At 29.7% G+C, this 12,097-nt stretch carries 11 protein-coding genes; 10 read left to right on the top strand and 1 reads right to left on the bottom strand.

The window, feature by feature from the left end:
* Positions 1-86 precede the first annotated feature (86 nt).
* The gene (locus ACR0QS_RS00445) at positions 87-272 is read right to left on the bottom strand and encodes a hypothetical protein (protein WP_432631473.1); all 186 of its coding nucleotides are present in this window, start codon (positions 270-272) and stop codon (positions 87-89) included.
* Between the two features lie 362 nt (positions 273-634).
* On the opposite strand from ACR0QS_RS00445, the gene ACR0QS_RS00450 reads away from it, so the two are divergent.
* The 10 genes from ACR0QS_RS00450 to ACR0QS_RS00495 all read left to right on the top strand — a co-directional run bounded on the left by ACR0QS_RS00450 (position 635) and on the right by ACR0QS_RS00495 (position 12,031).
* Positions 635-1,333 carry a response regulator gene (locus ACR0QS_RS00450; RefSeq protein ID WP_432631474.1) on the top strand — a complete coding sequence of 233 codons (699 nt, stop codon included), beginning with the start codon at positions 635-637 and terminating at the stop codon, positions 1,331-1,333.
* Positions 1,334-1,502: 169 nt separating this feature from the next.
* Positions 1,503-2,165: a LolA family protein gene (locus ACR0QS_RS00455; RefSeq protein WP_432631506.1), complete on the top strand. Its 663-nt coding sequence runs from the start codon at positions 1,503-1,505 to the stop codon at positions 2,163-2,165.
* A 53-nt stretch (positions 2,166-2,218) separates the two neighbouring features.
* Positions 2,219-3,568, top strand: coding sequence for a helix-turn-helix domain-containing protein (locus ACR0QS_RS00460; protein ID WP_432631475.1), 1,350 nt, complete (start codon positions 2,219-2,221; stop codon positions 3,566-3,568).
* A 60-nt stretch (positions 3,569-3,628) separates the two neighbouring features.
* On the top strand, positions 3,629-4,951 hold the full coding sequence (gene rimO, locus ACR0QS_RS00465; RefSeq protein ID WP_432631476.1) for a 30S ribosomal protein S12 methylthiotransferase RimO: 1,323 nt from the start codon (positions 3,629-3,631) through the stop codon (positions 4,949-4,951).
* A gap of 68 nt (positions 4,952-5,019) precedes the next feature.
* Positions 5,020-6,822, top strand: a complete 1,803-nt coding sequence (clpX, locus tag ACR0QS_RS00470; protein ID WP_432631477.1) for an ATP-dependent Clp protease ATP-binding subunit ClpX — start codon at positions 5,020-5,022, stop codon at positions 6,820-6,822.
* A 120-nt stretch (positions 6,823-6,942) separates the two neighbouring features.
* Positions 6,943-7,521 (top strand): RNA polymerase sigma factor, encoded by a 579-nt coding sequence (locus ACR0QS_RS00475; RefSeq protein WP_432631478.1) that lies wholly within the window; start codon positions 6,943-6,945, stop codon positions 7,519-7,521.
* Positions 7,518-7,862: a hypothetical protein gene (locus ACR0QS_RS00480; protein WP_432631479.1), complete on the top strand. Its 345-nt coding sequence runs from the start codon at positions 7,518-7,520 to the stop codon at positions 7,860-7,862. Before ACR0QS_RS00475 ends, ACR0QS_RS00480 begins: the two co-directional genes overlap by 4 nt.
* A gap of 165 nt (positions 7,863-8,027) precedes the next feature.
* Complete coding sequence (locus tag ACR0QS_RS00485) at positions 8,028-10,520, top strand: ATP-dependent Clp protease ATP-binding subunit (RefSeq protein ID WP_432631480.1); 2,493 nt, start codon at positions 8,028-8,030, stop codon at positions 10,518-10,520.
* A 32-nt stretch (positions 10,521-10,552) separates the two neighbouring features.
* Entirely contained in the window at positions 10,553-10,960 is a 408-nt protein-coding gene (locus ACR0QS_RS00490; protein WP_432631481.1) for a hypothetical protein, read from the top strand.
* A 303-nt stretch (positions 10,961-11,263) separates the two neighbouring features.
* Positions 11,264-12,031: an FkbM family methyltransferase gene (locus tag ACR0QS_RS00495; protein ID WP_432631482.1), complete on the top strand. Its 768-nt coding sequence runs from the start codon at positions 11,264-11,266 to the stop codon at positions 12,029-12,031.
* Positions 12,032-12,097: the final 66 nt, after the last annotated feature.

Raw genomic sequence — 12,097 nt, forward strand, 5'->3', positions numbered from 1 at the left:
AAATATATCTCCCAATTCCTCTATACGGGTCTATTTCACATACTCTAAAATCAAATAATATCCTCATTAGAAATTTCCTTTAATTATTATTTTATTTTCAGAGATTTATTTTTTAATTTGGAATATATTTTATAAGTCTCCATTTTCACATACATTTTTTCAATGTCTTTAACTTTTAATAATTTAGTCGTTATTCTTATTCCCAATATTGTAGTTATTCTATATATTCCTTTGTGTTCAATATTGAAAATAAATTTCATTAGTTTTTTCATAAATATTTTTCCTCGTTAATTTGAATTTAGGTTAACATAATACACATTATCGGAACATGAATTATTAAATTATGATTAAATTCTACTTAATTTTTTGGAAAACTACTATTTTTTTATATTAATATACATAAAATAATGCAAATAATATTAATAATTTAGATATTGACATTTTATTTTTGTATGTTATAATATGCTTTATTATAGATTAGAGAGGTTGCATATTCCGATAATGTGTAATATGTTAACTAACAAATTTATATTATTTCTATCTTATAATTCATTTTCAAAATTTATAAAAAATATCGTTGATTTTAATTATTTCTATAATATAATAGAACTTAACTTTTTATTTAGGTATTTTTATGAGAGTATTGGTTTACGAGTCGAATTCAAAAATTAAAGATAGCATGATGTCAATATTGATTATGGCGGGTTTTGATGTAGTCGCTTTGAAAGATAAAAATAAAATTTTGAATACGCTTGGAAAACGCCCTTTCAATATAGCGATTATCGATGTTGTAGAAGACGATGAAGAATTAGTAAATATAACTAAATCTATTTGTTCGGATGACAGATATAATACGGTTCATACAATCGTTCATACGGAAGAAGCGAGCAGAGAATTAATAACAAATATGCTCGAAGCTGGAGCAATCGGTTTTTTAATTAAGCCTTTTAACGAGAAAGATTTTTTGGCAAGATTCAATAAAATATTGGAAAAGGCTAAATTGACTCCTAAAAAATTAAAATATATGACTACCGATAATTTTGAGAATTCGGATTTGGTTTTTAGAGACGATAAAAATAATAGAATTCTCCATGCCACAATGACGGAATTGTCGGCGGTTTCGTTAAAATTTATTCCAAACGACAGCGATATAGATTTAAACGGAGTAATAGATAATGCTTCAATATATATCGGTCCATACACTTTAAATTTATCAATCAATATAGCGGGAAAAAACGAAAAAGAATATACGGGAAATTTCAAATATGTTTCTTTATTCGATTTAAAATTAATATGCAAACTCGTTCATGATAAAAATTTAGAAAAACTATAATTCAAAATAAACTCTTGTTTTTTATATTTTTTATTATATTATATAGAGATAAAAATTATATTTATTTATTAGTATTTTTTTAAGAGTTGGAAAAATGAGAAAGTGTGTTTTTATATTTATACTATTTATTTTGCTTATTCTATTTGAAGTAAATTTATTTTCGCAGATAATGACGCCCGAAAGAGTAGTCGGCATGATTTCAAACAGATTTGCGACTATAGATAATTTTTACGCGACTTTTGTAGAAAGAAACGGAAGCAGAATAAATTATGGCGATGTTATTTCAAAGAATCCTAATTTATTTAAATTGGAATATTCCGCGGGAACGAACGGACAGCAAATTTATTGCAACGGCAAAACTCTATGGATAATTATTCCTCAAAGAAAAATAGTAAGCGAACAGACTTTGAGCTACGGTGATGCGGGAGCTATTTATACTAAAGCTGGAATTTCAAGATTGACTTCAAAATACAATTTTAATTTCTATAAAGAAAGAGAACTTAAACCTATAAATAGTTTTGACGGAAAAGAATTGGATATTGCGGGTTATGACAGTTCTTTATATACGGCGGAAGATACGCGACTTGCCTATCACATGCTTCTTACTCCGAAACAGGCGCGAGTCGACAGGACGGGATTTCCTACGATTCATTTATGGGTCGATAGAGACGGAATGATTATAAGAATACTTGGAATATCCGTTGTAAATACTCCAGTAGAATATTTATTTACTTCGATTAAATATAATGTGAAATATGACGAAAAAATTTTTACGCCAGAAATACCCGAAGAGATGCAGGTATTAAAAGACGGTTTAGTTCCGAATAATTAAATATAAATTTGAGTATAATTGGAATTAGAGATTATTAAACGAAAGGATTTTTAATGGAAACTATAGGCGAAATATTAAAAAATGCTCGAGAGAAAAAAGGGATTAAAATAGAAAAACTCGAAGAGACTACTCATATAGTCGCAAGATATATAGAAGCTTTGGAAAATAACGAATTCGATAAATTGCCCGGCGAAATATATGTAAAAGGTTTTATTAAAAATTTAAGCGATAAATTATCTTTGGATTCCAAACTTCTTTTGGAAAGATATAATTTGCAAATAAACGAAAATAAATTTGAACAGGAATTATATAAAGACAGCGATAAAAATATAAAGCCCGTAAAAAGAGAGGCGAGAATAAGAAAAAGAGAAAAAGCGGATAAAGAAAATATTAATAATATAAATAACGAAAAACAAATTTCATCCGCAGAAGAAACCGAAAAAGAAGTCAGAATGCTTGCCATTTCAAGCATCAACGAAGAATTTAATAAAGCGAAACCTAAAATACGAAACAATATCAGCAATCCCGAATCCGATTTATTAACCGCCACAAGAAGAGATTTGGATAGATTAAAAAACAGCAGAAAAAGAATTCCCGCGGTTACGATAATAGTCGTTCTTGCAATATTAGTCGTTATCGCAGCTTTAATCGTTTGGTTTGTAAATAGAAATAATAATAGAATTTCGGGAAGAAACGATAACGAAAGAAACGGAGTTGAAATAGTTCGGAATATAAATAATACAAAATCGACTCAAAATATCAAAGCTGGCGATATTGTAAATTTTAAACCTATGGGAATATCTGCAAATATCGAATTCTATCGCATAGGAAATGTTATAGATTTAAATATTAACGGTCAGGATTTACATCTATCAAAAAGCAGTCCGATAATATTGGATTTGAGCGGAAACGGTATCAGCGATTTTAAGATAAATGTTTTGGAAATTTACGATAATTTGGCAACGGTAGAAATGGAAAGACTTGAAGAAAATCAAATGATAAACGCGGGTTTTGGAAGTAATAATGTCGGAAGCAATATTCAAAATGAAATTCCTTCCAGCGCTAATTTGCAAGTAATTGACGGAGAAACTTATATACTTCAAAATATCGAAAAATCAAATATTAATATAGAAATAACGGCTAAAGGATTGGTTTATTTAAGATATTTTATAGATTCGAGCGCTCCGTCCACCGAAACTTTATCGAGCGGAAGAGCCGTAAATTTGACGGCGGAAGATGTTATAATGCTTACTATAGGAGATGCTGGACAAGTCGCGGTTAGAGTAAGCGGAATAATCGTCCAAGTCGGAGAATCGGGAGAAACCGTAAATAAAACTATAAAATGGGTTAGAAATCTTAACGATTCCACTAAATATAATTTGATTATGTCGGATACGAGATAGAAATTTTATTTATTAATTTAGTTTGTTAATTTAGATTAATTTAGATTGAGGAAAAGCATATTGCATAATATATATTTACAAAATTTGGGATGCGAAAAAAATACGGTTGACGGCGAGCATATTTTATCCATAGTTAAAAATAAAGGGTATAATATTATAGACAATCCCGAAGAAGCGGATATTATAATCATAAACACCTGCGCTTTTATAGAAGATTCCAAAAAAGAGTCGATTGATTCTATATTCGAACATTCGATTTATAAAAAATACGGAAAATGCAAAAGGCTTATAGTTTCTGGATGCATGAGCGAAAGATATAAAGAAAATTTTTTGGAAATGTTTAAAGAAGTTGATTCGGCGATTGGAATTCATAATCTTAATAATATATTGGACGCGATAGAAAAAGACGGTTTTCATGATGCAAATGAAAATATATCTTATAAAGAATATTCGGGCAGAATAAATACGGGAAGTTCGCATAGCGCATATATAAGAATAAGCGATGGCTGTCATGCAAATTGCAGTTTTTGCGCGATACCAAAAATTAGAGGGAAACATAGAAGCCGAAAAATCGAAGATATCGTGAAAGAATTTCAAAATTACGCTCAAAACGGAGTGAAAGAAATTAATTTGATAGCGCAGGAAACCACTTATTACGGATACGATTTATATAATAAACTCGCATTACCCGATTTGCTTGAAAATCTTTCAAAAATAAACGGAATAGAATGGATAAGAGTTTTATATCAAAATCCCGTGATTTTAACCGATAAAATAATAGAATCTTTTTTCAAAATTGATAAAGTTTTGCCTTATTTTGATATTCCTATGCAGCATGTCGATAAAAATATATTGAAAGATATGAATAGGGGAAACAGAGGATATAAATTTTATAGAAATATGATTGATAAAATTCGCGGTTATGACGATAATGCCGTTATACGAAGTTCTTTTATTGTGGGTTTTCCCGGCGAGACGGCTGAAAGTTTTAAGAAGCTTTTGAAATTTATTAAAAACGCTAAAATCGACAGAGTAGGCGTTTTCGCTTATTCGGAAGAGGACGGAACGGACGCTTTACTAATAAATAAAAATAAAATTAATAATAGAAGAAAATTATTATTAAGAGAAAAATTGATGAAAACGGCAATTGAAGTTTCGGAAGAGAGATTATCAAGACTTATAGGAAAAACTATAGATGTTTTGGTTGAAAAAATCGAAGACGATAAAATAATCGGAAGAAGTATTTATGACGCTCCCGAAGTTGACGGTTATGTTGAAGTTTATAAAAATTCTGATAATATGAATAATATTAAAATCGGAGATATTATTAAAGCCGATATAAAACATAATACCGAATATGATTTAATCGGCGATTTGCATTAAATAAATTTAAATAAAATTAAATAAAATAATAAATTATTATATTACGATATTATAAGGAAAATTTAAAAATGAAGAAAAATGAATATTCAAGCAGAGAAGAAGCTTTTAGAGTTTATTTCGATATAGTTACAAAAATAGTCTATACTTTAAATCTTATATCCGACAAAAACGACATGACGAGAAGACTATCAAATAATATTGACAGAACTTTAGGCTATGAAGACGAAATTACTTCAAATAACGAAAAAACTATAAATACGAATAATAACGAAGTAAATATTTTAATAAATTCTTTGAAAAACGATTTGAAGAAAATACATTCTTTTAAGAAATATAATTTTAATATTGAAAGATTTATTGAAGAGCGAGATTTAAATACGGATGAAAAATTTATATTATACTGCCTTATCGTTTATACGATTTATGGCGATTCTATGTCGGCAATTTCCGTTAGAAGAATTTTGGAATTAATTACAGTTGACTCCGACATTTATATAAACAAATATCATTATTTTGAAAACGATGGAAAATTATTATCTTCGGGAATTTTGACTCTGTCGCATGAACCTTATCCGAGTATAGGTTTGCTCGAAGTTACAAATACTTTGGTGACTTTCGTTAATTCTAAAGTAGTTTTTGCGTTTTTGGAAAAAGATAAATACGATATTATATCCGAAATTATCAACGCTGAAAATATAAATAATTCGGTTATTATAGATATTAAAACGGGAGCGCGAAAAAAAGCTTCAAAAGAATTTAATATTCTAACTCCGAAAGAAATAGTAAACGAACTTGATAAAAAAGTTATCGGGCAGGACGAAGCTAAAAAAGCGCTGTCCGTTCATGCATATTTGCATTGTTTGAGAATTAACGGAAATAAAGATATTCCTTTTCGCTCAAATATACTTATGATAGGTCCTACGGGGGTCGGCAAAACTTATTTGGTAAAAACTTTGGCGGAAATATTAGGGCTTCCGTTTTCAAGAGCGGATGTAACGACTCTCACGGAAACGGGATATGTTGGAGACGATGTGGAAGTCGTTCTTTATAATCTATACAGAAAAGCTAACGGAGATTTGGAAAAAGCGCAATACGGAATAGTATTTTTGGACGAAGTTGATAAAATAGCGAAAGCTGAACCTCATCAATCGACAACGGGCAATCCTTCCGATAAAGCCGTTCAAGAAGCTTTGCTTTCTATGATGAACGGAGAAGATATAAGAGTTCCAGAATTTGGAGACAGAAGAATGATGCATTCGAGCGATGGAATAATTATGAATACAAAAAATATATTATTTATATTCGGCGGCGCTTTTGTAGGTTTGGACGATATAATAAAAATGAGATTAAAAGGCGAGAGCGGACTCGGTTTCGGTTCTAACGCCATTTTGAATAAAAATAAACTGCAAAAAGATAAAATATTGAGTCAAGTTGATGTTAAAGATGTTGAAAAATACGGAATGATTCCAGAATTCATAGGAAGAATACCGATAATTGTCACTCTTAACGAACTTACTAAAGAAAATTTGAAAGATATTTTAATGAAGAGTTCCGAGTCGCCGATAAAAAAATATACCGATTTCTTTAAAAGCATAGGAAAAAATTTGATATTAGACGAAGATGCGATAAATTATATAGCCGATAAATCTTTAAGTATGAATATGGGAGCGCGAGCCTTAAAAAGCATAGTGGAAACTGCAATGGTTAATATACTTTTCAATTTGGACGGAATAAAAGGAAATTCGCTCACTCTCACAAGAAGCGATATTGAAGAAGTATTCGATAAAAAAGAAAAAGTAAATTCGGGCAATATATTTGAGAAATCTAATATAAATATTCCAAAAAAAGACGATAAAAATTATATGGCTTGATTTTACTTTATATATATTTTTTTGTTATAATAGTATATAATAAATTAATTAAAAATTAAATAATTGAAAATAAGATATAAAGAATAAAAAAATAAAATTTAAAATTGGAGTTTGCGTAGAATGGAAATAAAAGAAAAAGAATCGTTGGAAGCTCTAAAAGATTACGAGCTTATAGAAAAATATAAGAAAGGCAATAATGAAGCTTTGGATATATTATTAACGAGATATAAAAGTTACATTTTCAATATATCCTACCGTTTCATGCATAATTATGAAGACGCTATGGATTTGACGCAGGATGTTTTGATTCGCGTTTATAGAGCCATCGGAAGATATGAAGAGAGAAACTATTTTAAAGGCTGGCTATACAGAATAATAAGCAATACGGCTATCAATATGTTTTCAAAAGCTTATAGAAGAGAATCTCCTTATCTTGAAAAATTGGAAATGGCTGACGATATCCGATATAATACGGAAAAAGAATATGAAAGAGTATATTTGCAGGAAAAAATATATAGCGCTTCTATGAAATTAAAGGGAAAACAAAGAGATGTGTTTATATTGAGGTATTATGAAAATTACTCATATAAAGAAATCGCCAATATACTTAATATATCATGCGATTCGGCTAAAAGTAATTATTCTTATGCCCTTAAAAAAATGAAATCGTTATTAGAAAAAGAAAGGACTCTTTTATGAAACTACATGAAATTATACGATTTAAAAACAGAATAGAAAAAAGAAAATCTTATTTTGATTTGCCAGATTTGCCTGAAAAAGAATGGAATTATCTTTTGCAAAGAGCAAGAGCGGTAAATATAAGAGATATTGACGAAGATAAAATTTCTAATAAATTATATTCTTTTATGTGTTCCGCTAGGCTTTCTTTCGTTTTATCAATCGCTATAATTATGGTATTAGCATTTTCGTTGTTATTTTCCGTAAATATAAATGAAAATAAAAATACTACCAATAATACGGCTTCGAATAACAGAGTCGATGTTCCCGTAGTTAATGTTTCAAATAACAGTTTTATTTGATTTATATCTTTTTGTAAATAATTTATAGAATATTTTTTTTATTATAGCCGATAATTATAATAAATCTATATTTCATCTTCTTTTTTATTATTTGATTATTGAAAAATAATATATTTGATATATAATAGATTAAAGTTGTAAAATAGGCTAAATTAGGATAGAAATATGTGGCAGTTTCATTTAACCAAAAGAGCTAAAGTAGTTATAGATTTTTACTCTCAAGAAGAAGCGAAAAGACTAAATCATGACCAAGTGACTCCCGAGCATGTTTTGTTAGGATTGCTTCGTGAACCAGAATCTATAGCAATAAAATCTTTAAGAAATTTAAAAGTGGATTTGGATAAATTAAAAGCGGAATTGGAAATTTCGATGGCTAAATCTTCTTCAAATACAAAATTATACGGACAAATTCCATCCTCTCCGAGAGTTCAAAGATTAATCGCTTTTTCGGCGGAAGAGGCAAAGGCTTTCGGACATAATTATATAGGAACGGAACATTTACTTTTGGGAATATTGAGAGAAGAAGACGGAATAGCCTATAATGTTCTTACGAGTCTTGGAATAGAACTTAATCCTTTGAAACAGGAAATAATGAAAATGATTGGAGTAGTCGGAATAGCCACAAATTCCAACAGCCAAACGAATCAGCAGGAAGAAATAGTTAGAAAAGTAAAAACTCCGACTCTCGACCAATTTGCAAGAGATTTGACTAAACTTGCAAGAGAAAAAGCTTTGGATAAAGTTATAGGAAGAGAAAACGAAGTAATGCGCGCCGTTCAAATATTATCGAGAAGAAAGAAAAATAATCCTATACTTCTTGGCGAACCTGGAGTTGGAAAAACCGCGATAGTAGAAGGCTTGGCGGAAAAAATAGTTGCGGGCGATGTTCCAGATATACTACTTAAAAAAAGAGTTCTAACTTTGGAATTATCTTCCGTAGTCGCCGGGACAAAATACAGAGGAGAATTTGAAGAGAGAATAAAAAATATAGTTTTGGAAATAAAAAAATCGGGCAATGTTATAATATTTATAGACGAACTTCATACTTTAATCGGAGCGGGAGGTTCTGAAGGAGCTTTGGATGCGGCAAATATGCTAAAACCCGCGCTTTCAAGAGGCGAGATTCAATGTATCGGAGCTACTACTATTAACGAATATAAAAAATATATAGAAAAAGACGGAGCTTTGGTTAGAAGATTTCAGCCTGTCACTGTGGAAGAACCAAATATTGAAGACGCTATTGAAATATTAAACGGAATAAAATCGCAATACGAAGAACATCATAATGTAAAATATACGAGCGGGGCAATAAACGCGGCGGTAGTTTTAAGCAAAAGATATATAACCGAAAGATATTTACCCGATAAAGCGATTGATTTGATTGACGAAGCGGGTTCGAGAGCGAGATTAATCAATATGACTATGCCAGCGGAATTTAAAGAAATGGAAGAGCGTATAAAAGAATTTGATGCCGAAAAACAAAAATGCGCCGATATGCAGGAATTCGAGGACGCGGAAATTTGGAAAAACAAAAGAGACGATTTGAAAAACGAACTTGCCGAAAAACAGAAAAAATGGCGTGAAGAAAGAGATAAAATTCAAACTTTAATCGAAGAAGACGATATAAGAAATGTAATTTCCGAAATAACCAATATTCCCGTTAAAAGACTTCTTAACGCGGAAAGCAAAAGACTTATTGATATGGAAGAAGAATTGCATAAAAAAGTAGTCGGACAGGAAGAGGCAATTTCTTCAATTTCTAAAGCGATAAGAAGAAGCAGAGCGGGACTTAAAGCCACAAAAAAACCTTTGGGAAGTTTTATATTTTTGGGACCTACGGGAGTCGGAAAAACAGCGCTTGCAAAAGTTTTGGCGGAATTCATGTTTGGAAATAGTGATGCTTTAATAAGAATCGATATGAGCGAATTTATGGAAAAATTTGCGGTTAGCAGATTGATAGGAGCGCCTCCTGGTTATGTAGGTTATGAAGAAGGCGGCGGACTTACCGAAAAAGTGAGAAGAAAACCTTATTCTTTAATATTATTTGACGAAATAGAAAAAGCGCATCCCGATGTTACAAATATACTTTTGCAGGTTTTGGAAGAAGGACAGCTTACCGATAATTTTGGCAGAAAAGTTGATTTTTCAAATACAATAATAATCATAACGAGCAATCTTGGAGCGCGAGATATAGTTAAAGGAAGTTCTTTGGGATTCAATGCAATCGGAGAAGAAAAAGATTCTAACGATATAAAGAATTTTGCTTTGGAAGAATTAAAACAGAATTTTAATCCCGAGTTTTTGAATAGAATAGACGATATTATAGTTTTCCATACTCTTACGAAAGAAGATTTGAAAGAAATCATAGATATAATGCTTAAAGAATTGAATGAATCGATTAAAGACAGAGATATAATAATCAATTTAACGGACGAAGCGAAACTTTATATAATCGACAAAGGCTTTGACAAAAAATACGGAGCGAGAAGTTTGAGAAGGGCGATACAGAAAGAAATTGAAGATTATATAAGCGCGGAAATTTTATTCGGGCATATCGTTGACGGAGATATTATCAATGTCGACAGTCATGGCGGAACTTTAATGTTTTCTTACAGCAAGCCGTTAAAAGTGGAAGATAAAGAATTATCGAAAAGCTGATTATTTAATAAATTAAATTTAAGGAAATAAAAATGAATAAGGATTTATCAACTTGGATGAAATTTTTGACGGCGGATAATTTGGAAGAAATTGAAGATGAATTAATAGCGGAAAATGAAATCATGCGTAAAGCTATAAAGAAGTATAAAGAATTTATAGCCGATGAAAAATTGATGAATGCTTATAAACGTAGAGAGGCTTTTTTAGTCGGGCAGGCGATAATGATGGCGAAAGAGAAAAAATACGATTTTGACGAAGTAAGTATGGCAAAAAGATTAAAAAGTATAAATAATCTGATAAAAGAAAGTAAAAAAGAGGAACAAGAATCAATAATTAAATATTTGAAAAAAGAAAATATAGATATTGAAATAATTAAAGTAATAACTGGCTTTAATACCAAAGAAATTCTAAAACTGCAAACAGATAATGAAAAATTATAATTTTTTAATTTTTTTATCATAACCTATTGACAAAAAATTCAATCAATGTTATAATATTACCATTATGATTAAGATTTACACTGTATTTTTGACGCTTGCCTTGCCTTGCCTTGCGAGTAATTTAAACTTTTTATTCAATTTATCAAAAAATAAATATTATATTAAATCATTTTCTTATGATTTTTTAAGTTTATATTTAATAGTTTCTTCGTTAAATATAAAAATCTTTAGGCAGTTGTTTAAATTTTATAGTTATTTTAATTTAATCATAAATAAAAAATTCTTTACAAAAGGGGATATATAATGGATTCAAAAGTTATAGATAAAATAGTTTGGTGGATACCGTTTAAACAATTAAGAAATAATATTAGAGAATTATTATTAAAATCTACAGAAAAAAACAATTCATTGTTATTAGATTTGCATATAATGTCTAATACTTACGGTTTGGATTTTAAAGGACAATATGGGCAGGATATTATAGCCTACTTATGTTTGAAAAATAAAAAGAACGGTTTTTATATCGATATAGGCGCTTATGACGGAATAAATTTAAGCAATACATATATATTTGAAAAATTAGGATGGAACGGTTTTTGTGTTGAGGCAAGTCCGAAAAATTTTGAAGCGCTTAAGAAAAACAGAAAATGCGATTTGTATAATTGCGCCGTGAGTTCTGAAAATATTGGGAAAGCGAAATTTTTAACTTCCACAGTCGGCGTATTGGATGTGCTGGATACTCATAATACGGCTGGACATAAAGAAAGAATTGAAAAAGAAAGCGATAGCAATATGGAATATATCGAAGTTGACACGATAACATTTGAAGAACTTATGTCTAATTATAAAGATATTAATCATATAGATTTTATGTCTTTGGATATAGAAGGCGGGGAATTGGATGTATTAAAGAGTATAGATTTTAACAAATATTCGTTCGGTTTAATAACCGTAGAATATAACGATAATTATGACGAGATTTTAAAGTTAATGAATTCCAAAGGTTATAAAAAACTTATGGACAATCATTGCGATTTAATTTTTATAAAGAATCATAATATTGATTTATAATTATATAGAATTCAAATTTCTTAAAGCCTATTTTATTAATAAAAATATTTCTATATTTTATAAAAC

Origin of the sequence: Brachyspira sp. (assembly GCF_050873525.1) — a bacterium.
Classification (GTDB): Bacteria; Spirochaetota; Brachyspiria; order Brachyspirales; family Brachyspiraceae; genus Brachyspira.